Source organism: Roseobacter cerasinus, from assembly GCF_009811755.1.
Classification (GTDB): Bacteria; Pseudomonadota; Alphaproteobacteria; order Rhodobacterales; family Rhodobacteraceae; genus Roseobacter; species Roseobacter cerasinus.
On record NZ_BLIV01000002.1, the window covers coordinates 67358 to 90050 of the forward strand.

22 protein-coding genes are annotated in these 22693 nt (G+C 62.7%); 7 read left to right on the plus strand and 15 right to left on the minus strand.

Features of this window, described 5'->3' with window-relative positions; genetic code table 11:
• Window positions 1-285: 285 nt before the first annotated feature.
• Together So717_RS04155 and So717_RS04160 are read right to left on the minus strand one after the other, a co-directional pair.
• A complete protein-coding gene (locus tag So717_RS04155) occupies window positions 286-1062 on the minus strand; it encodes an anti-sigma factor family protein (RefSeq protein ID WP_159974956.1) in 777 nt (258 codons plus the stop codon).
• On the minus strand, window positions 1059-1571 hold the full coding sequence (locus So717_RS04160) for an RNA polymerase sigma factor (RefSeq protein ID WP_238840668.1): 513 nt from the start codon (window positions 1569-1571) through the stop codon (window positions 1059-1061). Before So717_RS04160 ends, So717_RS04155 begins: the two co-directional genes overlap by 4 nt.
• 312 nt (window positions 1572-1883) lie before the next feature.
• Between So717_RS04160 and So717_RS04165 the strand changes: the two genes are divergently transcribed.
• The 3 genes from So717_RS04165 (at window position 1884) to yghU (ending at window position 4894) form a co-directional block, all read left to right on the plus strand.
• Complete coding sequence (locus So717_RS04165) at window positions 1884-3284, plus strand: selenium-binding protein SBP56-related protein (protein WP_159974957.1); 1401 nt, start codon at window positions 1884-1886, stop codon at window positions 3282-3284.
• A 4-nt stretch (window positions 3285-3288) separates the two neighbouring features.
• Window positions 3289-3948 carry a hypothetical protein gene (locus tag So717_RS04170; protein WP_159974958.1) on the plus strand — a complete coding sequence of 220 codons (660 nt, stop codon included), beginning with the start codon at window positions 3289-3291 and terminating at the stop codon, window positions 3946-3948.
• Between the two features lie 76 nt (window positions 3949-4024).
• A complete protein-coding gene (gene yghU, locus So717_RS04175; protein WP_159974959.1) occupies window positions 4025-4894 on the plus strand; it encodes a glutathione-dependent disulfide-bond oxidoreductase in 870 nt (289 codons plus the stop codon).
• A gap of 274 nt (window positions 4895-5168) precedes the next feature.
• On the opposite strand, the gene So717_RS04180 is transcribed toward yghU, so the two are convergent.
• From So717_RS04180 to So717_RS04210, 7 genes are all read right to left on the minus strand, one after another.
• A complete protein-coding gene (locus tag So717_RS04180) occupies window positions 5169-6845 on the minus strand; it encodes an ABC transporter permease (RefSeq protein WP_159974960.1) in 1677 nt (558 codons plus the stop codon).
• A 20-nt stretch (window positions 6846-6865) separates the two neighbouring features.
• On the minus strand, window positions 6866-7717 hold the full coding sequence (locus So717_RS04185; RefSeq protein ID WP_159974961.1) for an alpha/beta fold hydrolase: 852 nt from the start codon (window positions 7715-7717) through the stop codon (window positions 6866-6868).
• Window positions 7714-8913: a phenylacetate--CoA ligase family protein gene (locus So717_RS04190; RefSeq protein WP_159974962.1), complete on the minus strand. Its 1200-nt coding sequence runs from the start codon at window positions 8911-8913 to the stop codon at window positions 7714-7716. The genes So717_RS04185 and So717_RS04190 overlap by 4 nt, the downstream gene beginning before the upstream one ends.
• Before the next feature lies 1 nt (window position 8914).
• Complete coding sequence (locus So717_RS04195) at window positions 8915-9298, minus strand: cupin domain-containing protein (protein ID WP_159974963.1); 384 nt, start codon at window positions 9296-9298, stop codon at window positions 8915-8917.
• Window positions 9299-9310: 12 nt separating this feature from the next.
• Complete coding sequence (locus So717_RS04200; protein WP_159974964.1) at window positions 9311-10147, minus strand: ABC transporter ATP-binding protein; 837 nt, start codon at window positions 10145-10147, stop codon at window positions 9311-9313.
• Between the two features lie 70 nt (window positions 10148-10217).
• A complete protein-coding gene (locus tag So717_RS04205; protein ID WP_159974965.1) occupies window positions 10218-11501 on the minus strand; it encodes an ABC transporter substrate-binding protein in 1284 nt (427 codons plus the stop codon).
• A 97-nt stretch (window positions 11502-11598) separates the two neighbouring features.
• Window positions 11599-12675, minus strand: a complete 1077-nt coding sequence (locus So717_RS04210; protein WP_159974966.1) for a branched-chain amino acid ABC transporter permease — start codon at window positions 12673-12675, stop codon at window positions 11599-11601.
• A 203-nt stretch (window positions 12676-12878) separates the two neighbouring features.
• On the opposite strand from So717_RS04210, the gene So717_RS04215 reads away from it, so the two are divergent.
• Window positions 12879-13217, plus strand: coding sequence for an SHOCT domain-containing protein (locus So717_RS04215; RefSeq protein ID WP_159974967.1), 339 nt, complete (start codon window positions 12879-12881; stop codon window positions 13215-13217).
• A gap of 6 nt (window positions 13218-13223) precedes the next feature.
• On the opposite strand, the gene So717_RS04220 is transcribed toward So717_RS04215, so the two are convergent.
• The 3 genes from So717_RS04220 to So717_RS04230 all read right to left on the minus strand — a co-directional run bounded on the left by So717_RS04220 (window position 13224) and on the right by So717_RS04230 (window position 15948).
• The gene (locus tag So717_RS04220) at window positions 13224-14213 is read right to left on the minus strand and encodes a branched-chain amino acid ABC transporter permease (RefSeq protein ID WP_159974968.1); all 990 of its coding nucleotides are present in this window, start codon (window positions 14211-14213) and stop codon (window positions 13224-13226) included.
• Window positions 14213-14815, minus strand: a complete 603-nt coding sequence (locus So717_RS04225; protein WP_159974969.1) for a hypothetical protein — start codon at window positions 14813-14815, stop codon at window positions 14213-14215. Before So717_RS04225 ends, So717_RS04220 begins: the two co-directional genes overlap by 1 nt.
• A 314-nt stretch (window positions 14816-15129) precedes the next feature.
• Window positions 15130-15948 (minus strand): ABC transporter ATP-binding protein, encoded by an 819-nt coding sequence (locus tag So717_RS04230; protein ID WP_159974970.1) that lies wholly within the window; start codon window positions 15946-15948, stop codon window positions 15130-15132.
• Between the two features lie 88 nt (window positions 15949-16036).
• Between So717_RS04230 and So717_RS04235 the strand changes: the two genes are divergently transcribed.
• A complete protein-coding gene (locus tag So717_RS04235; RefSeq protein ID WP_159974971.1) occupies window positions 16037-16216 on the plus strand; it encodes a hypothetical protein in 180 nt (59 codons plus the stop codon).
• A 48-nt stretch (window positions 16217-16264) separates the two neighbouring features.
• Here the strand turns inward: So717_RS04235 and So717_RS04240 are convergent, their stop codons facing one another.
• Window positions 16265-16645: a hypothetical protein gene (locus So717_RS04240; protein ID WP_238840670.1), complete on the minus strand. Its 381-nt coding sequence runs from the start codon at window positions 16643-16645 to the stop codon at window positions 16265-16267.
• Complete coding sequence (locus So717_RS04245; protein WP_159974973.1) at window positions 16642-18612, minus strand: AMP-binding protein; 1971 nt, start codon at window positions 18610-18612, stop codon at window positions 16642-16644. Before So717_RS04245 ends, So717_RS04240 begins: the two co-directional genes overlap by 4 nt.
• 227 nt (window positions 18613-18839) lie before the next feature.
• Here So717_RS04245 and So717_RS04250 point away from each other — a divergent pair, with 227 nt between their 5' ends.
• Window positions 18840-20753 (plus strand): PAS-domain containing protein, encoded by a 1914-nt coding sequence (locus So717_RS04250; RefSeq protein WP_159974974.1) that lies wholly within the window; start codon window positions 18840-18842, stop codon window positions 20751-20753.
• On the plus strand, window positions 20750-21451 hold the full coding sequence (locus So717_RS04255; protein ID WP_159974975.1) for a response regulator transcription factor: 702 nt from the start codon (window positions 20750-20752) through the stop codon (window positions 21449-21451). Before So717_RS04250 ends, So717_RS04255 begins: the two co-directional genes overlap by 4 nt.
• A 40-nt stretch (window positions 21452-21491) precedes the next feature.
• Here So717_RS04255 and So717_RS04260 read toward each other — a convergent pair whose 3' ends face one another.
• The gene (locus So717_RS04260; protein WP_159974976.1) at window positions 21492-22691 is read right to left on the minus strand and encodes a Zn-dependent hydrolase; all 1200 of its coding nucleotides are present in this window, start codon (window positions 22689-22691) and stop codon (window positions 21492-21494) included.
• Window positions 22692-22693: the final 2 nt, after the last annotated feature.

A 22693-nucleotide genomic window follows, 5' to 3' on the forward strand; every position in this document is an offset into this window, starting at 1 on the left:
GAAATGCTGTGAGAAAATGGTGCCCGCATCAAAGGCGAGCTCTGGATCCAGGCAGATAGGAGGTCTGGCCAATGGGCCGCTTGAAACCGGACCAGCGAAAGCTGGTGCCCAATCACGTCCTCCCAAAAACACACCGGAGGCTCTCAAGACGGTCCCTGTCATGGCCAGGCTCCTACCTGCAAACGCAAGCACCTTGGGGTGTGCTTGCAGGAGGGTTACAGACGGGCAGACCGGATTATTCCCGCAATTCGCGAAAATTTTTGAAAAATTGAGAAGAAGTCGCCTTCAGACCTGGGTGGCCGCAGCTTCGGCGACAGCGCGCAGGTCACTGCGGTCATCATCACCGACGACCACAAAGTTCGCACCCGCGCCACCCCAAGCGACCATGTTGAACACACCGATGGTACGCTCTGCGAAGCCCGCGCGGGGTGTATCCGTTGCGATCAGGCAGAGGGCAACCACCCGGTCATCCTCGTCGAGATACATGAGCTGCGCCACCGGTTTGCCAGCCGCGACCAGTAACCGGGCCCCTTGAAACTCAAGCCCCTGCCCAGACAGATCGGGCACCGCGACAGCCGCACCGACCGTATTGCTCAGCCAGGTCTGAATATGCTCCGTTTCCGAGGCAGGCACCTCGACCAAATGCCGCTTTTGTGTCGCATAGATCGCGTGATACTCCGCAATGTCCTGCAGCCAGCCGGGGGCAGACGCGACGGCCGGAGCCCGCGATTGACCCGTCCAGTACCCGCCAGCAGCACCCACAAACAAGGCGAGCATGACGGCCAGAGCCGCGAGCCATGACCGCCCCGCAGCCGGTGCGACAGGAGCATTGGCCACCTCCGCTTCGGGCGCCTCCTGGATCGCGCGGGCCAGATCAAGCGGAACCGGAGCACGGATCATTTCATCGAATTCGTCACGCGCAACCTGATCCGCGCCCATCAGCGCCTCCAGCTCTGCCTGAAGCTCCGGGTCGCTCTGCAAGTGCTGCTCAATCGCTTCGGTTTCGGCCACCGACAGTTGCCCATCAAGAAAGGCGCTGAGCTTCTCGCTGTCCTGCGTCATTGCAAGCCTCCCCCGGTCTCGGCGATCTTCCGGGCAAGGGTCTTCCGTGCGCGGTACATCCGGCTCATCACTGTGCCCACGGGAACATCCAGCAATTCCGCCGCCTCGGCATAGCTATAGCCTTCGACCGAGACGACCAGCAATGTGGTCGCCAGGTCGGAGGGGAGCTGTTCGATCTTGCCCTGTAGCTGACGTGCGGCAACACGGGCCTCGCCGGTTTCGGTTGTCACAAGTTCAACGCTGTCCTCGGCGGGAATATGGCCGCTGCCCATCCGCACCTGCCGCTTGCGCACTTCGTTGATCCACAGGTTGCGGGTGATGCGAAAGAGCCATCGGTCCAGCGGTTGGGCCGGGTCCCAGAGACTGGCACGGCTGAGGGCGCGCAGGCAGGCGTCCTGTACCAGATCATCGGCTTCGGGCGCAGACCGAGTCAGGGTCTGCGCAAACCGCCGCAGTCGCGGCAGCAAGGCAATCATTTCGCGCTTCAGATCCGACACGTTCTGCCCCACGCACCACGCTCACCTTCAAAAGAGCGCCGCGGCAAGTATGGCGGCGCAAGCCCGTCCAGTGCAACCGGCTTTCGACAGGGCTTGCTGGGGCGGGTGAGGTAAGAGTTACGCGCGGTTTGGACGCATCAGCACAGGCTACGGCATTTTAATTATAACTATCTGAAATTAATCATTAATCAGGACGCGCTCAACCGAGTTGATCACAAGCTGAACACGCTCAACGTGAAAAATTAATTGTCTGACATTTGATTCTATGCCAGCCTTTCTGCGGGGGGCGCTGTGATGACATGCGTCCAACAGGGAGGAAAACAGATGAATCTAAGACCAGACCCAACATTTTATCCGACGCCTCAGATGGCCATGCAGGCCCCGGTTGAGACGCTCGCTTTCACATTGATGCTCAGCCCCGACGGCTCGCAGCCCGATGGCCTCGCCGTTGTGGATGTGGACCCGACATCCGACACCTATGGCCAGATCGTGCACAGTCTATTCATGCCGAACAAAGGCGACGAGTTTCATCACTTCGGCTGGAACGCCTGCTCGTCCGCGCTGTCACCGCTGACCGGCCACGCATTCCTCGAACGGCGCTATCTGATCATCCCCGGCATCCGGTCGAGCCGAATCTACGTGATCGACGTGAAGGAGCCGCTGAAGGCCAAGATCCACAAGATCATCGAACCGGAAGAGCTGTTTGAGAAGACCGGCTATTCCCGCCCGCACACCATCCACTGCGGCCCCGAGGGCATTTATGTCAGCACGCTGGGCGGCGGTGGCGAGGACGGCACAGATGGCCCTCCCGGCATCTTCATCATGGATTGCGAAACCTTCGAGATTCTGGGTCGCTACGAGATGGATCGCGGCGCGCAGGACAAGCACTATGATTTCTGGTGGAACCTGCCGCGCGACTATATGGTCAGCTCCGAATGGGGTCTGCCGCCGCAGTTCGAAAACGGCGTGGTGCCCGAAGATCTGCTCAGCAACAAATACGGCCATTCGATCCACTTCTGGGACCTGCGCGCGCGCAAGAACATCCAGACCATCGATCTGGGCGAGAACCACCAGATGGCGCTGGAGATCCGTCCTGCCCATGATCCGGCCAAAGAGTATGGCTTCTGCGGCGTGGTGGTGGACACCACCAACCTGCAAGGCGCGATCTTTACGTGGTGGCGCAAGGAGGATGGCACCTTCGAGGCCAAGAAGACGGTGACCATTGACCCTGTTCCCGCGGATGCCGATGACCTCCCGGACCTGCTGAAGGGCTTTGGCGCTGTGCCACCGCTGGTCACCGACATCGACCTCAGCCTCGATGACAAATACCTCTATGTCGCTTGCTGGGGGCTGGGCGAGATGCACCAATATGACGTCTCCGACCCGATGAATCCCAAGCTCGCGGGCAAAGTCGATCTGGGTGGGATTGTGGCCAAGCACAAGCACCCCAACGGCAAGGAATTCGGCTACGGTCCGCAGATGGTCGAGATCAGCCGCGACGGCAAGCGCGTCTACTGGACCAATTCGCTCTATTCGACCTGGGATGACCAATTCTACCCTGGTGATCGCGGCGCGGCGATGGTCTGTGCCGATGTGGGCGCAAACGGCGGGCTGACCCTGAACAAGGATTTCTGGGTCGAGTTCCCCGACGGCTACCGCAGCCACCAGATCAGGCTTGAGGGCGGCGACTGCTCGACTGACAGTTTCTGCTACCCCTCTGTCTAGCTGAATGGAGAGCATGAACACGGCGGCGTCCCTTTGGTCCGCCGTCGTGGTCTCCGGTCTCTATCACGGGGTCAATCCCGGCATGGGTTGGCCTCTAGCGGTCTCTGCCGCCCTGATGGCGCGCAAAACCGGCGATCTCTACAAGGCGCTGGCCGCCCTGGCGGCAGGGCACCTATTGGCGATGGCGGCGATCCTCTTTCCGTTCTCGGCCCTCATGGTACTGGTCGAATGGCAGGTGCAGATCCAGACGGGCGCCGCTCTGCTTGTCATTGCGCTCGGGTTCTATCTGCTGATCAACCGTCGCCACCCCCGGTTTCTTGCGCGCGTACCGCCCTCGCGCCTCGCGCTTTGGTCCTTTCTGGCGGCGATGGCCCATGGCGCAGGGCTCATGCTGGTGCCGATCTACCTCGGGATCTGCGGAACCCTGGAGACGGATTCCGGCCATGCAGCCGCCTATAGCCTCATGTGGAACAACGCCACCGCTGCCCTGGCCGTAGCCCTCGCGCATACTGGCGCGATGGTGCTGGCGGGCGGCGCGATCGCCGTCGGCGTCTACTACTGGCTCGGGCTGAGGTTTCTGCAGAAGAGCTGGTTCAACCTCGATCTGATCTGGGCGCTCAGCCTAATCATTGTCGGGCTTATCGCGCTCCTCACCGCACATTGATCCGTGGCCCCCTTGCCCTTGCTCTGCGCACCCTCCACGATGGGCAAACCGCAGATGCAACGAGGAACGCCGCAACATGAGCTCCACCGAATACACGCCGCCGAAAGTCTGGACCTGGGACGAGGACAGCGGCGGCACCTGGGCCAGTACCAACCGGCCCATCGCAGGTGCCACCCACGACAAGGAGCTGCCCGTCGGCAAGCACCCGTTGCAGCTCTACTCGCTGGCCACGCCTAACGGGCAGAAGGTGACCATCATGCTCGAAGAGCTGCTGGCGCTCGGGCATGATGGGGCGGAATACGATGCATGGTTGATCCGCATCGGCGAGGGGGAGCAGTTCGGAAGCGGCTTTGTCGAGATCAACCCGAACTCCAAGATCCCCGCGATGTTTGACAAAGACACGGGCCTGCGCGTCTTCGAGAGCGCTTCGATCCTGATGTATCTCGCCGAGAAGTTCGACAACACCTTTCTGCCCACCGAGCTGAAGGCCCGCACCGAATGCCTCAACTGGCTCTTCTGGCTGCAGGGCTCCGCGCCCTATCTCGGCGGCGGCTTCGGCCATTTCTACGCCTATGCGCCCTTCAAGCAGGAGTATCCGATCAACCGTTTTGCCATGGAGACCAAGCGGCAATTGGATGTGCTCGACCGGCATCTGGCCGATCACGAATACCTCGCGGGCGATACCTACACGATTGCCGATATGGTCACCTGGCCGTGGTACGGGCGCACCGCGCGGGGCGAGAGCTATGACGCGGGCGAGTTCCTTTCCGTGCATGAGTATACAAATGTGATCCGCTGGGAGAAGCAGATCGGCGCGCGCCCGGCGGTGCAGCGCGGTGTGATGGTGAACCGCACCAGCGGCCCGCTGGACGGGCAGTTGCACGAGCGCCACGACGCCAGCGACTTCGACACGAAGACCCAGGACAAGATCGGCGAAAAGGCCTGATCAAGTTAGGCATGCCTGAACCAGCTGTCCCGCCCGGCTGATAAGCCGGGCATCGGTCGTTGTTGTCCGTCGTCGCCAATGGTGCTCGGACCAGTGGCGCATCCATTGGCAACTCCGAGCGACAAGGGCGACACCTCCCCCGGAGGGCGATTTTGCGACCTCGAAAGCTGCAATACGTCAACTCTTCTGGTGATGAAGCGCGCAGCCCATTCGGGACAAACGCCCACCAGGTCGGGCGCTGCCCTCAGCGCCCAGGGGCGGCCCAAGGCCCGCCCTACCTGTGGCGGCTCCGGCCCACCTGGCGACAGATCAGGATCACGGGGAGGAGACCGATCGCCACGATCACCAGGCTCGGCACGGCCGCGCCCTCAAGGCGTTCGTCACTCGCCAGCCGGTAGGCCTGCACCGCCAGCGTGTCATAGTTGAAAGGCCGCATGATCAGCGTCGCAGGCAGCTCTTTCATCACATCCACAAAGACGATGAGCAGCGCCGTCAGCAGGCTCGGCGCCAGGATCGGCAGATGCACCCGGCGCAGCGTGCCCGTCGGCGTCTGCCCCAGCGACCGCGCCGCCGCATCCATGTTCGACGGCACCAGGGCTTGCCCGCCTTCATAGGCCCCCAGTGCGGCGGCCAGAAACCGCACCATATAGGCCGCCACCAGCAGCCAGATCGACCCGGTGATGAGCAGCCCCGTCGAGACATCGAACCGCGCCCGCATGACCGCATCGAGCGCATTGTCAAAAGCGGCAAAAGGCACCAGCAGCCCCACCGCAATCACACCGCCCGGCACCGCATAGCCCAGCCGCGCCACATAGCCCGCGCCATGCGACAGCCGCCCCGGGCTCAGCCGCTGGAAGAACCCCAGGGTGATCGCCGCCCCCACGGTGCAGACCGCCGCCACCGAGGCCAACGTCAGCGAGTTCCGGATGAACCCCAGATAGCGCGGGCTCAGCAAATCCTGCTCTGACCCAAGGCCCATGGAGAAGAGGATCACCACCGGCAGCACCGCACCCAGCAGAACCGGCACCCCGCAGAGCCCCGCCGCCAGCAGCGCCCGCAGCCCGGTGAGTTGCGCAGGCTCCATCCGTTGCTGCCGCCGCGACGGATCGTGGTACTTGGCGCCCCCCCGCTGCGCCCGCTCCAGCATCGCCAGCAGCAGCGCAAAGCTCAAAAGGCAGAGGGCAAGCTGCGCAGCCCCGGCCCGGTCGGCCAGCGAGAACCAGCTGGTGTAGATCCCCGTCGCAAAGGTCTGCACCCCGAAGTAAGCGACCGTGCCGAAATCGGCGATGGTCTCCATCACGGCCAGCAGCACCCCCGCCGCAATCGCCGGGCGCGCCAGCGGCAGACTGATCTTGAAGAAGGCCGACCAGGCACTGGCGCCAAGCGCCCTTGCGGCCAGAAAGGTCGTCGCACTCTGCTGCAGAAACGCCGCCCGGGCCAGCAGGTACACATAAGGGTAGAGCACAAGGATCAGCATCGCCGCCGCCCCGCCGGTCGAGCGGATTTCGGGGAACCAGTAGTCCCGCGGCCCCCAGCCCGTCACATCACGCAGCACCGTCTGCACGATTCCCGGATGGTCCAGCACATGGGTATAGGCATAGGCCAGCACATAGGCCGGAAAGGCCAGCGGCAGCACCAATGCGATCTCGAAGACCCGCACGCCGGGAAACCGCGTCATCGTGACCAGCCAGGCCGCGCCCACCCCCAGCGCGAAGGTGCCCGCCGAGACCAGCAGCACCAGCCAGAGCGTGGTTGCGGTGTAGCGGCCCAGCACTGTCGCGGCCAGATGGCTGATCGTCTCCGTCCCGCCGCTCAGCGCGGCAACCACCACCGCCACCATCGGCAAAGCGCAGATCAGGGCGACCAGCAGCGCCACGCCGCCAAGCGCGCGCAGCCCTTCGGCGGGGCGGCGGCGGCGGGCGGCGGCAGGCAGGCTCGGGGCATCTGTCATGCGGCCCTTTTTCGACAAATTCAGTCGGAAACACCAGAGGCACCAGCAGGTGCAGGCGGGTCCCCCTCGAAAATCTCACGCGCGATGTCGAAAACAGAGGGCTCAGTCAGAAACAGCATGTGCCCGTGGCCGGGGAACACCCGTACGTCCAGGCCGCCCTGAGCCTCGGCAAACCGGCGGGTCTGGGCTGTCGAAAAGACCGGATCGGCATCGCCGACCAGCAAAGTCACATGGCCCGGCACCGGCAGCCGCCTGCGCGGCCCGGCCCAGCGTTTCAGACCCGTGGCATGCGCGCGCAGAAGCCCGCCCTCGGGGTAGACCATGCGCGCCGCCCGCGCGGCGGTGAGTGTGCGGCTCGTCTCCCGCGTGTCGGAATGCGCCAGCACGCGGCGCCCGAAGAGCAGCACCCGGTAGTACTCCAGCCAGACCCGCCGCACCCCGACGGAGCGCACTCGCAAGGCCGCCCCCAGCACATCGCGCGTCGCCGCCAGCATCGTCCGCCATCCGCCCGCCCGCGGCAGGCCGGGGGCAATGGCCACGGTGCGCACCTTGGGCCCAAGCCGCGTCGCCGCCTCTATCACGATGGCCCCCCCTGTGGAGAAGCCCAGCAGGCAAACCTGCTTGCCTGCCTGCGCCCGGGCGAAGGCCGCGATCTCCTCTGCTGCCGCTTGGATATCCAGCGGCGGTGCCAGCGGGCGGCCATCGAGCCCCGGGAAAGGATAAAAGACCGGCGCCCAGCCGCCGTCGCGCCAGGCGCGCAGAGGATCGAAAATCTCAACACGGGTGAGCGCGCCCGGCGCGCAGATCACCAGCCGCCGCGCCTCGGCAACCTCATCGGCGTCATAGACCAGCTGCGGCGGAAGCTCAGTCACTCGTAGCTGCGCTGGTCCTCGATCACCACCCCGTCGCGCGGCAGGCTGCCGGGTGGAACCACCTCAACCGCAGCTTTCAGCTTCAGCACGTCGATCACACTGCGCGAGAACAGCTCAGCCGAGCCGCCCGCCGCTTCCAGCTGGACCGTCATCACATCCTGCGCCCCCTCGCGCCGTGCAATCACCCGCGCGCGTGCAATCTCCTCGTGCCGCGCAACCAGCGTCGCCACCTGTTCGGGGCGCACAAACATGCCCTTGATCTTGGTGGTCTGGTCGGCGCGGCCCATCCAGCCCTTGATGCGCATATTCGTCCGCCCACAGGGGCTCTGCCCCGGCATGAAAGCGCTCAGATCCCCGGTCGCAAAGCGGATGAGCGGATAATCCGGGTTCAGCGTGGTCACCACCACCTCGCCCACCTCGCCTTCGGCCACCGGATCGCCGGTGCCGGGTGTGACAATCTCCACGATCACCCCCTCATCGAGGATCATCCCCTCCATCGCCGGGCTCTCATAGGCGATATTGCCCAGATCAGCCGTCGCATAGCATTGCAGGCAGGCGATTCCGCGGTCCGCATACTCCGCCCGCATCGCCGGGAAGAGCGCACCGCCCCCCACGGCGGCCTTGGTGATACCCAGACGCACCCCCATCGCCTCCGCCTTGTCGAGGATCACCTTCAGGTAATCCGGCGTGCCCGCATAGGCCGTCGTGCCCACGGCCGCGGCGGCCTGCACCTGCAGCTCCGTCTGCCCCGTGCCCGCAGGCAGCACCTGCGCGCCCACGGCCCGCGCGCCGCTCTCAAAGATCATGCCCGCCGGTGTCAGGTGATAGCCAAAGCAGTTCTGCACCACATCATCCGCACCAATCCCCGCCGCATGCAGAAACCGCCCCATGCGCCACCAATCGTGGCTCACCCCGCCGGGCTCATAGATCGGCCCGGGCGACTGAAACACATGCGCCACGTTGGCCACGGGGATGCCCCCAAAGGGCGGCTTGTCCGCCTGCCATGCCGCCAAATCGGACTTCCGCAGCACCGGCAGTTTTACCAAATCCTCCAGCCCCGCAACCGTCACATCGCTTGGAAGGCAATTGCCCTCCGCCGCCCGCACCCGCGCCACCTGTGCGACCAGCGCCGCGCTCTGCGCCGCAACGCGCGCATCGGCACTGCGCACCTCCAGATCGTCGTAAAACCCGCTCATCTCACTCCGCCGCCACGGTGAAAGGCGCATCGGCCCGCACAATATGGGTGGTGACAATCTCCATCGGCGCGTCGCCCACGTTCTTCACCCCGCCATGCACCTGACCTTCGGGAAAGAACATCGGCGTGCCAGCAGCGAACGCCACCTCTTTGCCGTTGGGCAAAAGCGCCAAGCCACCCACGACGATCACCGCATGCTCGTCGCCCGGATGGGTGTGCAGCGGAATGCGCCCACCCGGCATTAGCTTCAGTTCCGAGACAACAACCTTCATGCCATCATCCCCACTCAACGGCTGCGTGTTCAGCACCTCGCGCTGCACCAGCTCTTCCGCCCAGACCGGCGCCGCCAACAGCAGCGCCGCCAGAGCCATACCCAGCTTTCTCATGACATCCCCCTCTCAGGACAGCCAGCGCTTGCGCCGGCGATAGCTGCGCACGTCGCGGAAGGATTTGCGCCCCTCCTCCGACATGCCCAGATAAAACTCCTTCACATCCGGGTTCTCCCGCAGCTCCGCCGCAGGCCCGTCCATCACCACACGGCCCGACTCCAGAATATAGCCGTAATGCGCAAAGCGCAGCGCCACATTGGTGTTCTGCTCGGCCAGCAGGATCGTGACCCCCTGCTCTTCGTTGATCGACTTCACGATCTCGAAAATCTGCTCCACCAACTGCGGCGCCAGACCCATCGACGGCTCATCCAGCAACACCGTCTCCGGCTTCGACATCAGCGCGCGCCCGATGGCGCACATCTGCTGCTCGCCGCCCGAGGTATAGCCCGCCTGAGACCTCCGCCGCTCCTTCAGCCGAGGGAAATAGTTGTAAACCATCTCCAGATCCGCCTGGATCGCCGCATTGCCATCCTTGCGGGTGTACGCCCCGGTGAGCAGGTTCTCCTCGACGGTCAGATGCTCAAAGCAATGCCGCCCCTCCATCACCTGCACCACCCCGCGCTTCACTGTCTCCGCCGGGTCCGCATGATGAATGGCCTCACCATGATACTTGATCGAGCCCTTGGTGACCTCGCCGCGCTCCGAGGCCAGGAGCCCTGAGATTGCCTTCAGCGTCGTGGTCTTGCCCGCCCCATTGCCGCCCAAGAGCGCGGTGATCCCGCCCTTCGGCACGGTCAGGCTCACCCCCTTCAGCACCAGGATCACGTGGTTATAGATCACCTCGATGTTGTTCACATCGAGCACGGTCTCCGCCGCCACCTGTGCCTGAGGCTCTGCGTCCAGCATGGGCTTCACCCTTCCAGAAATACTCAAAATCCCCCGGCGGCAGCCCGCGCCGCCGCCGGGGCGAACCGCATCAGTTGCAGTTGCTCGCGATATTGTTCTCCGCCTTATAGGCTGCGGAATCCTCATCAATGAGCGGCTGGATAATCTCCATATCCGTCGGCGCGAAATCGGCGATCTGCACGAACTCACCGGCTGCCGCATCCCACTGGGTCACAGCCACAAGCCCGTCACCACCGTGGTTCTGACAGCTCACCGAAAACTCCGGCCCGAAGCCCGGCACGCCATTGGCCGCCATGATGCCTTCGGTGATCACCAGGTTCTCCATGCCGTCCCGCATCATACCGGAGGTGATGTCAGCCTCCCCATGCATCTCCTGCGCCACCTTCACCGCTTCCGCCGCCAGCATCGCCGCATAGAGCCCGCGGTTGTAAGGCACGGTGCCCAGCTGATCGCCCGCCCCCGCTGCCTTGCCCGCGTCAACCACATATTGCTTCAGATCATCGTAAAGCGGGAAGTCATCACCCACGGCAGACATGGACAGCGCCTTGTAGCCATTGGCCTTGTCGCCCGCCGGCTTCACGTCGATCTCGGCCCCCGACCACCAGATGCCGATGAAATTCTCCATCGGGAAGCGGATGTTCGCCGCCTCCTGGATCGCCACCTGGTTCATCACGCCCCAGCCGTACATGATCACATTGTCCGGCCGCTCGCGACGTATCTGCAGCCATTGCGATTTCTGCTCCTGCCCAGGGTGATCCACGGCCAGCAAAACCAGCTCGAACCCGTGCTTCTCCGAGAGCTTCTCCAGCGTGCGGATCGGCTCCTTGCCGTAGGCGGAGTTGTGATAGACCAGCGCGATTTTCTTGCCCGAGATATCGCCGCCGTTCACGTCCAGAATGTGGTTCACCGCCGCCGAGGCGCCGTTCCAGTAGTTGGCCGGATAGTTGAACACATGGCTGAACACATCGCCGTTGGCCGCTGAAGTCCGGCCATAGCCCATCGAGTGGATAGGGATGTCATCCGCCGTCGCTTTCGGGATCAGCTGATAAGTGATCCCGGTCGAGAGCGGCTGATAGACCAGCGCGCCTTCGCCCTTGGTGCTCTCATAGCACTCCACCCCCTTCTCGGTGTTGTAGCCCGTCTCGCACTCCACCACGCGGGTCATGACCCCGCCAATACCGCCATCGCGTTCGTTGAGCAGCGTGAAGTAATCCGCATAGCCGTCGGCAAAGGGGATGCCCCCCGCCGCGTATGGTCCGGTGCGATAGCTTAAGGATGGAAAGACAAGATCCGCCATCACGGGGCTTGCCGCCATCAGGCCCGCCACGGCCCATGTACCCAGTTTGTAGTTCATCGGTGATACCTCCCTTGGTTTTTTGTCCGATGTGCCGGTGGCCCGGCGCTCTTTTCGACTAGGGGTGGCCTGAAAGCCCACCCCACCTGTCAGCTGCTCAGTGCGGGAACGGCCACAGCCGCAGCTTCTCCTTGGCCACCCGCCAAAGCTGCGCCAGCCCATGCGGTTCCGCGATGAGGAAGACGACGATCAGCCCGCCGACGATCACGAGGTTGAGATGCGCCACGATATCCGTGGGCCAGCCCAGCCAATCGACCCCGATGATCTTCAGGAGCACCGGCAGCAGCACCAGGAACGCCGCCCCCGCGAAACTGCCGAAGATCGAGCCCAGACCGCCGATGATGATCATGAAGAGCACCAGGAACGACTTGGTGATGCCAAAGGCTTCACCCACCTCCACAGCCCCCAGATAGACCGCAAAGAACAGCGCCCCCGAGATGCCCACGAAGAAGGAACTCACCGCGAAGGCCGTGAGCTTTGCGCGCAGCGGGTTCACCCCGATGATCTCGGCGGCGATGTCCATGTCGCGGATGGCCATCCACTGCCGCCCCACCGCCCCGCGGGTGAGGTTGCGCGCGACCACGGCCGAGAAGATCGTGAAGATCAGGCAGAACATATAGGTCGCCCAGGCCTCCGTATTGGGCCCGGTGATCAGGATCCCAAACACATCCCGCTCCGGCGCGTTGATCTGCCCGGACGCCGAATAGTTGTAAAACCAGCTCACCTTGTTGAAGAGCCACACCAGAAAGAACTGCGCGGCCAGCGTCGCCACAGCCAGATAGAACCCCTTGATCCGCAAGGACGGAAGGCCGAAAAGCACGCCCACCATCGCCGTGATCCCGCCCGCCAGCAGCACGTGAATGAACATGCTGACCTCGGGAAACCCGGTCATCAGCTTGTAGCAGGCATAGGCCCCCACGGCCATGAACCCGCCCGTCCCCAGGCTCACCTGCCCGCAGTATCCCACCAGAATGTTCAGCCCGATCGCCGCAATCGCATAGATCAGAAAGGGCATGAAGATCGAATTGACCCAGTAGTCATTGATCACAAACGGGATGATCACCACCGCCACGAACAGCACCGCATAATACCGCCACCGGTCGAACTTGATCGGAAAGGTCTGGCTGTCCTGCGGATATGTGGTGCTGAAATCTCCAGCTTCGCGATAAAACATCTGGTTACCTTCCCCCGACACTGTCTGGGCTTTCACCCTTCCCAAAATACTCCGGGGGGGTACGGGCCGTCAGGCGCGCAGGGGGGCGGAGCCCCCCACCCAAAGCAAGACCCGCGTTAACCGCGTCACATTCTTTCACAATGTTTCCCAATTTTGCCCCATTTGCGCTGTCACTTCGAACCATGGGGGCTGGAGTGGGATCGATGACGGCCATCTTGAAAGACTTACGCGAGCTGGATGCCCGTTTGGCGCGGGGCGACATCAATGACGTTGAGTACACGGCACAGCGCGCTGCCCTGATCGACAGCGTCGACGTGGTGGAGACGGAGTTCGTCCCAGTCGACATCCCGGAGCGGCCACGCGATCGAGAGCTGTCCAGCACCATGACCTGGGGCTTCGGGCTTGTGCTCTGTCTTGGCATCATCGGTGTCTGCCTCTGCTTTGCCCTGCTGTTCTTCGGGGACATAAATCTCGCGCTCACGCTCGGCGTCACGATCCTCGCTGCGCTTACAGTCGCGCTGTTTCGAAGCCTAGAGGAGTAAGACGCCCTAAACACGCTCGATAATCCTCTCTCCGAAAAGACCCTGCGGCCGGAACACCAGGAAGAGCAGTGCCAGCATATAAGCAAACCAGTTCTCGGTGGCACCGCCCAAGAAGGGTTGACCAATCCAGAATTCGAATAGCTTCTCCCCCACTCCAATGATCAACCCGCCGACAATCGCGCCGGGGATCGAGGTAAAGCCCCCCAACATCAGCACCGGCAGCGCCTTCAACGCGATAAGACTAAGCGAGAACTGCACCCCCGACTTCGCGCCCCACATGATGCCCGCCACCAAAGCAACGAAACCAGCGAGCGACCACACCAGTATCCAGATGAAATTCAGCGACACGCCGACGGACAATGCCGCCTGATGGTCATCCGCCACCGCCCGCATCGCGCGGCCCTGTTTTGTGTACTGCGCGAAGGCCACCAAGGCGGCGACCAGCGCGATGGCCACTATGCTGGCAATGATGTCCAGATTGTCGATGAATAGACCATAGCCGAACCAGCCAAAGGTCACCTCGTCGATGGTTTCGTTGATGCCCTGAGGCAGGCCAACCTCAAGCGTCTTGATGTCGGAACCCCACATCAAGTCGCCCACCCCTTCGAGGAAATACGCGAGCCCAATGGTGGCCATGAAGAGGATGATCGGCTCCTGCCCCACGAGGTAGCGGAAAATGAACCGCTGGACCATCCAGGCGAGCAGGATCATCACCCCTACGGTCATGACAATCGCCAGCAGCGCCGGCAACTCCCAGCCAAAATAATGTATCTCTGTGCCGAAAATCGCATTGATCAGATGGGCAAACGGCACCTGCCCATTCATGATCCCGTAAAGGGTCATGGCCGCAAACAGCGCCATGACCCCTTGCGCAAAGTTGAAGATGCCGCTGGCCTTGTAGATCAGCACGAAGCCCAAGGCGACGAGCGCATAGAGCACCCCCGCCATGAGCCCGTTCAGAAATACCTCGATGGTAAAGGCCAGCTGTTCCGGCATCAGTTTGCTCCTTGCCCCAGCAGAAGCCGCGTGTGCTCGCGCTCCGGCTGATACGAGACTTTGAGACGGGTCAGCCCCACCTCGCTCAGGTTCCAGTTCAAGGTGATCTCCGTCACCCGCCCGTCCTCACGGGGGGCGGCCAGGAAAACGGCCGCATAGGCACGCGGCATCTCCCGCTTCGAGACCGGCTCGAACGGGGCCGTGGCCGCAAACTGCGCCCCTTCCCCCTCGCGCCAATCGCGGTAGGCAAGCAGCAGGTCCGAATACTGCATGCCTGTCATCAACAGCTCACACGACGGGTAGTCATCGCCATAGACCACAGCGACCTGCGGGTTTGGCGTGGTCAGATACCCCAGCGTAACCTGCGTGAGCTCGCTCGCCGCGAACCGCGCCTTCGCCCCACTGGGAATTTCGCGCAAAGTGGACCGGTCCAGCGAGGCCGGATCCTCCAGATAGGCTGCGCAATAGGAATGGTAAAGATCGCAGGTTTCCTGCAAGCCCGGTGTCGGCGCGCCGCAGAACGTCGGTGCCGCCTCGGCCTCCGTGCCCGTGAACACGATACTTCCAAGGGCGAAAGCGCCCCCTAACAACCACTTACTCATATATGTACCCTCCAAACGGTATCCATTGTCCGTCTGCTCTCTGACACCGGCGAAACCGTGCCGATGATTGCTCAAGGACAGGACCGCCGGCAGACAAAGCGGGTTCTTGCCCATCTTGCCTTGGTACCATGGAAACAATCCGCCGATGACTGTGGGATTGTTCAAAAAATATAACAGAAAGAGAAGGTTCGTGAGGGTATGGTTGGGGTGCACAAAGGGCGCGCACCCGGCGCGAAATGCACCAGAAACTGCACAAAACCGCAGCAAAAGGCCTCCACGGGACTGCAGGCCAGCCGCAGAGATGCCCCGGGATTTTAGTCATGGGCGACCCCCAGATAGGCGTCGATCACCGCCTGATTTCCGCGCACCTCATCCGGCGTCCCGTCCCCGATCTTCTTGCCGTAGTCCATCACGACCACTCGGTCGCTCAGGTCCATCACCACGCCCATGTCGTGCTCAATGAGCGCGATGGTCGTACCGAACTCATCATTCACGTCGAGAATAAAGCGGCTCATGTCCTCTTTCTCCTCGACATTCATGCCCGCCATCGGCTCATCGAGCAGCAAGAGCGACGGCTCCGCCGCCAGCGCCCGCGCCAGCTCCACCCGCTTCTTCAACCCATAGGGCAGCCGCGACACCGGCGTCTTGCGGATCGCCTGAATCTCCAGAAAATCAATAATCTTTTCAGCGACTTCCCGGTTCTCCGTCTCTTCCTTCTCGGACTTTCCCAGCCACAGCGCCTGTGAAAACAGCCCCGTCTTCATCTTGGTCAGCCGCCCGGTCATCACATTATCGAGCACCGACATGCCCTCAAAGAGCGCAATATTCTGAAACGTCCGCGCAATCCCCTGCTGCGCCACCTGATAGGGCTTCATCGGCGGGCGTGGCGCGCCCTTGTAGAACACCTGTCCCTCCTGCGGCACATAGAAGCCCGAGATGACATTCAGCATCGAGGATTTGCCCGCCCCATTCGGCCCGATGATCGCCCGGATCTCCCCCTCGCGGATGTCAAAGGAGATATCCTTGATGGCCTCAACGCCGCCAAACCGCAGGGTGATATTGCTCATCTCCATGACGACGCCACCAATCTTGCGGCCGTCCTCTGTGGTGTACCCTTCGGTTTGGTCAAGCATATCTTACCCCCACCGCACGACGGCTCCGCGATGTATTAACCATTTTCGGCCTATGGTCGCTGCGGGAGCAGCGAAAAGGACTGTCACCATGCACAGCGATTGGGAACGTACCTGCCTTATGTCGATGGCCGCCAAACGCAAACGCCGCGGCCTCAGCCGCGCCGAAGCCATCCGCGACATCGACGCCACGCTGCACGGCTTTTCCACCCGGTTTCACATCAGCCGCGCCGTCAGCGCCGCGTACAATGATCAGGCTACAATTATCTGACCGCAAAAAGGCGGACACGGTGGAAGCAACATCGATCTGATTAGTCACTCAGCTGGCCTCCCCAGACGCAAACCAGTAGGTATTGAGCAGGCCAAAAGCAATATATCCCAAAAGTGGCGCGCTTCCCACCACAGCGAACCGGAGTGATTGCCGCTCTTCTGCTTCGTCTGTTTCGAATATACCAAACGGCCGAAAGCCCTCCGGACGACGGATTGCGTCGCGCGCCATCATCAGCCCCAGAAACACGCAAAAAATCACAAAAGGCGAGGAGACCGGTGCGTGAAGCCAAAGGAGCGAACCACCGAATAAGATACTTAGGCCAATAGATTTCCATAAACCGATGCGTAGTATCTGGCTGTCGATATAGGTGTGCACGGCAGCCAAGAAACCCAGCACGCGCCATGCAACGTAAGACGTCGACCACATCATTCCGCCGCCATCTTCTGAGCGGCCGCCCGCACAGCGGCTGACCGCACTTCCAACGTCGCCGAGATCGACCCCTTGCGCCCATCCTCATAAGTCACTTCCGTGACCGTGCTGACCGACGATGACCTGTCATAGAGCGCTGCGATGATATCGGCGTATTTCTCCTCAATGATCCGGCGGCGTACCTTCCGTGTCCGGGTCAACTCGCCATCATCTGCATCCAACTCCTTGTGCAACACCACAAAGCGGTACACCTGGCAGCCCGAGAGCATTTCGTCCTGCGCCACGGAGGCATTCACCTCCTCCACATGGGCCTGAATGGTGTCCATCACCTGCGGGTGCCGCGCGAGCTCCTGATACGACGCATAGCCGATGTTGTTCCGCTCGGCCCAATTGCCCACTGCCGCCAGGTCGATGTTGATGAAGGCCGTGCACTCATCCCGCCCGTTCCCGAAGACCACCGCCTCCAGAATATTGGGGAAGAACTTCAGCTTGTTCTCCACATACTTCGGCGCAAAGAGCGCACCTGACGCCATCTGCCCCACATCCTTCGCGCGGTCGATGATGCGCAGATGCCCGGTGTCCTCCTCGACAAAGCCCGCATCGCCCGTGGCCACCCAGCCCTCCGCATCCTTGGTGTCGGCCGTGCTTTCCGCGTTTTTATAATACTCAACGAAGACCCCCGGCGAGCGATAAAACACTTCGCCATTCTCCGCGATCTTCAGCTCCACACCAGGGCAACACACGCCCACCGTATCGCTGCGCACCTCGCCATCCGGCTGCGCGGTGATGAACACCGTGGCCTCCGTCTGACCGTAGAGCTGCTTGAGATTGATCCCCAACGAGCGATAGAAATCAAAGATTTCCGGGCCAATCGCCTCGCCCGCCGTATAGCCCACGCGGACCCGGCTGAACCCAAGCGTGTTCTTCAGCGGCCCAAAAATAAAGAGCTCGCCGAGGTTGTATTTGAACCGGTCCCACTGGCTGACGGGTTGCCCATCCAGAATGGCCGACCCTACCTTGCGGGCCTGCGCCATGCAGACGTCAAAGAGCCACTTCTTGAAACGACCCGCGTCCTCCATGCGGATCATCACATTGGTCAGCTGCGTCTCGAACACCCTCGGCGGCGCGAAATAATAGGTCGGACCGATCTCGCGCAGGTCCACATGCATCGTGTCTGCGCTCTCTGGGCAATTGGTGCAAAACCCTGTCCACATCGCCTGCCCGACCGAGAAAATGAAATCGCCGACCCAGGCCATCGGCAAATAGGCAAGGATATCATCGCTTTGCCGCAGATCATCAAACTCGGAGGACGACTTCGAGGTCTCGATCACATTGCTATTGCTCAGCACCACGCCCTTGGGCTTGCCCGTGGTGCCGGAGGTGTAGAGCATCACGCAGGTGCTGTCGTAGTCCAACCGCGCCTGCCGCGCGTCAAGCTGGCCCAAAAGCTCATCGCGCTTGGCGCGCCCAACATCCTGAATGTGGCTGTATTGATGCAAGCGAGAATGGTCATATTTCCGCAAGCCCCGGGGATCGAGATAGATCATCTGCTCGAAATTCGGCAGCTCCGCCTGCACTTCGATAACCTTGTCCACCTGCTCCTGATCGCCAGCGATGACAAAGCGTGCGCCGCAGTGGCCCAGCACATAGGCCATCTCTTCCGCCACCGCGTCCTGATAGAGCGGTACAGGTACGGCGCCGCACATTTCCACTGCGACCATCGACCAATAGAGATAGGGCCGATTGCGCCCGATGATCGCAACGAAATCCCCTTCTGCCACGCCCAGATCAAGCATCCCCAGCGCCAGCGCTTCGATCTCGTCGCGCGTCTCGGCCCAGGTCCAGCTTTGCCAGATGCCATACTCTTTCTCGCGATACGCAGGCGCGTTCGCAAACTCGTTGGCATTGCGGTGCAGCAGCGCCGGAACGGACTGTGGTCCGTCAGCGCCTTTCGGGCGTTCAGTCAACTCATGTCCTCCCAGACCTTGCCTTTTCGAGACAAGTGCCACGTTCTCGCGGTCGTATCGTTAACAATGTGCGTTTTAGGCTCGGCGTCAACTTTTTCGTCATGATTTCTCAATCCTTACGAATTGTTACAGCAGTCCCTTGACCACCTCGCCCACCACAATCGGATTTTCCCCGCGCCATTCCGTGATAGGATCGCGCGGCGCAGCATCCGGAGACAGGAGCAGGTTTGGCCCTCACAGAGACCAGAACACAGGAATTGACCGCCGCAGGCCTCAACTTGATTGGCCAAGCTCTCACGATCTACGATTCCGCTCTGCGACTGGCGGTCTGCAACGGCCCGTTCCAGCGCATGTTCGACCTGCCCGATGCGCTGGTCACCCCTGGTGCGACCTTCGAGGACACGATCCGCCATCTGGTGAACCGCGGCGAATACGGGGATGTGCCTGACATCGAGACCTTCATCGCTGAGCGGGTCGAACAGGCCCGCGCGTTTGAGCCGCACTACATGGAGCGCACCCGCTCCAACGGCCGGATCATCAGTGTTGAGGGCGCGCCGCTGCCTCAGGGCGGCTGGGTCACCGTCTACACCGACATCACGCGCACCAAGCGGCAAGAAGCGCTGCTGCAAAGCCGCTCTGAAGAGCTGTCCGACCAGCTCAACAGCTACGCCGAGGAGCTCTCCAGCACCAACCGCGCGCTTGCCGCGATGAACGCGGCGCTTCAGGAAGCCAAGCGCGAACTGACCGAGATCGAGGCGCGCACCCGGCTGACCACGGAAATGATGCCCGCGCATATCGCGCATGTAGACGCGTCGGGCCACTACACCTATTCGAACAGACAACTCAGCACCGTGATCCCCGGCCGTCCCTCCGACATCTTCGGGATGCACATCAGCGACGCGCTTGGCGCCTCCGCCTATGACCGGATCGCGCCGCATCTGAGCACCGCCTACGGCGGCCAGCCCTCGGTCTTCGAGTTCACCGATGACGCCAGCGCCCGGCGGATCCGGGTCGCTTTCACACCAGACACGCGGGGTGGTGTCTACATCCTCTCCATGGATGTTACCGCCGAGATGCAGGCGCGCGTCGCTCTGCAACAGACCCGGCGCCGCGCACTCGCTGCGCAGATGACCAGTGGGCTCACCCACGATTTCTCGAACCTGCTGACCATCATCCTTGGGCTGCAGTCCAAGCTTTTGCGCCAAGACGGTCTCGCCCCCGATGTGATTGCAATGGCCGAGGGCACCCTCACCGCGGCCCGACGGGGCGGCACGCTGCTGAGCAGTATCGCGGGCATGACCGCCGAGCGCGCCCTGCGGCCCAAGGCCACAAACCTGCAACACCTGATGGAGAACCTGCGTACCTTGGCCGACCACACGCTGCCCGAAGGCGTCACGCTGACCATCGACAGCGCAGCCCCCGAGCGGACCGTGATGCTCGATGCGGGCATGGCCACCGACAGCCTGTTGAACCTGATCCTGAACGCTCGCGATGCCTGTGGGGCCACCGGCCAGATCCGCGTCACCCAACGCATCGTGCACGACACCTGGATCGAATGGCGAGTGACCGACACCGGCCCCGGCTTCTCCGAACGCGCGCTCAGCCACGGGTTCGACCCGTTCTTCACCACCAAAGGCGCAGAAGGCTCCGGCCTCGGCCTGCCCATGGTCTACGACATGACGAAGCTGGCGGGCGGTGATCTGCGGCTGGACAACTGCGAGACTGGCGCGCGTGTGGTGCTGCGCCTGCCCTACCGCCCCGCCGTGGACGCCGCGCAAGCCCTGGTGCTGCTGGTGGAGGACCGCGACGACCTGCGCGCGCTCTACCGCGAGATGCTGACCGGTCTGAACCACGCGGTGATCGAAGCGGTCAGCGCCGATGAGGCCAGCGCCCTGATGGCAGACCTGCCTGAGATTTCGCTGGTGCTCTCCGACGTCCAGCTCGCGGGCGAGGCCACTGGCATCGATCTCGCGACGCGGCTAGCGGGCACTGTACCCCTGGTGCTGATGACCTCGCTGCCCCCTGACGATCCGCTGTTCCAGACCGCGCAGAAGACCGCACCGCTGCTGCAAAAACCCTTCACGGCGGAAGATGTCAGCGCCGTTCTGGGCCAGCCGACGACCGAGACCATCGCCTCATGACCGCGCCTCTTGTCACCATCCTCGACGATGAACCGGCGATCCGCACCATGCTCACCGACGCACTGGAGGACGCGGGCTTCCGCACCCTTAGCTTCGGTCGCGCGCAGGCCTTCACCGCCGCCCTTGCACAGCACCAGCCCGATGTCTGCCTTGTGGATCTCTCGCTGCCGGATACAGACGGTCTGACGCTGGTGCACAAGCTGGCGCTCGAGCAAGGGGCCATCGTGATCATCATATCCGGGCGAGCTCTGGTGCAAGACAAGGTCACTGGACTGGAACTTGGGGCAGACGATTACATCATCAAACCTTTCGACCCGGCCGAGGTTGTCGCCCGCATCCGTGCCCGCCTGCGCACCTCCAAACCCGCGCCCACAACGGGGCAGACCGCCCGGTTTGCGAGCTGGCAGGTGCTTTTCGATCAATACGTGCTGGAAGACGACGCGGGGCAGCAAACACCCTTTTCGCACGCCGAGGGCGAAGTCCTACGCCTGTTCCTCGAAAACCCCAAACGCCTGATCAGCCGCGCGCAGATGCAGGACCATTTGGGCGGTGCAGCCAGCGAAAGCTTTGACCGCGCGATGGATGTGCGCATCTCCCGCCTGCGCACCAAGCTGCGCGAGGACCCGAAGAACCCACAGCTGATCAAAACGATCTACGGCGCAGGCTACATTTTTCTCGGTGACGTCACCTGGCAATAGGCGCTCGAAACAGACAGGTAGGGCGGGCTTTCAGGCCGCCCTAGGCCAGAGAGCGCACGGCCTCCGCCAGTACCTTCAACCCAACCACCAGATCTGCCTCATCGGTATCTTCTTCGAACGTGTGGCTCACCCCACCAATCGACGGCACAAACAACATCGCCACCGGCATCAGCCGCGACACATTCGTCGCATCGTGCAAGGCGCCCGACGGCATCTTGCGCCAGGTCTCCGGCGCGTGCACCCGCGCGGCCCGACCCAACGCATCCTGAAGATGCGCATCCATGTGCACCGGCTCCAACCCCAGCATCGGCCCGTAAGACAGCTGCATGCCCCTTTGCGCCGCCACATCCTGGGCCGTCTCGCGAATGATTGCCTCCATGCGCACCAACCGGTCCGCATCCGCGTCACGCCACTGCATCGAAAACACCGCCCGCCCAGGCACAATCGACGACGCATTTGGGTGCAGGCTCACATGCCCAATCGTCCAGACCGTCTGTGGGGTCACCACGTTGCGCAGCCGCTCCTCCAACAGGCTGTTGAAGGCCGAAACCGCCTGAAACGCATCTCTGCGCAGATGCATCGGCGTGGTGCCCGCGTGGTTCTGCTGGCCCTCGAAGGTGATCTTCATATCGCGAATGCCGACGATATCCGTCACCACGCCGATCTGCTCGCCTGTCGTATCCAGCGTCGGCCCCTGCTCGATATGCATCTCGATGAACCCGGTGAACTGCCCCGGATCGACCTCGCCTGTCACCATCCCCGCCATCGCAGCACGGGCGTCCGCCAGCGTCACTCCGACGTGGTCCTTCAGCCCGTCGGCCTTCTCGATGGGCAAAAGCCCCGACCAGACGGTCGAGCCGGTCGTCACACCGAACCGCCCCTCCTCATCCTGAAACGACACCACGGAGACCGGCGGGCCACCCGCCGCCCTAGACGCCCGCGCCACCTCCAACGCCGCAATCACACCCAACGCACCATCGAGCCATCCTCCCTCCGGCTGGCTGTCGCTGTGCGACCCCAGAAGCAACGACGGGCCCTCGGCCAGGCCAAAGACGTTCCCCATCGGATCGACCTCGACCCGCAACCCGGTGTCGCGCATCCGCTCGGCCAGCCATTGCCGCGCCGCGATGTCCGCCTCCGAATAGGCCGGGCGCACCACGCCCTTGCCCACGCCCGCAGCCCCAAAGCTGCGCAGCTCATGCAAATCTGCCAGAAACCGCTCCGGATCGACCACGCGCACCC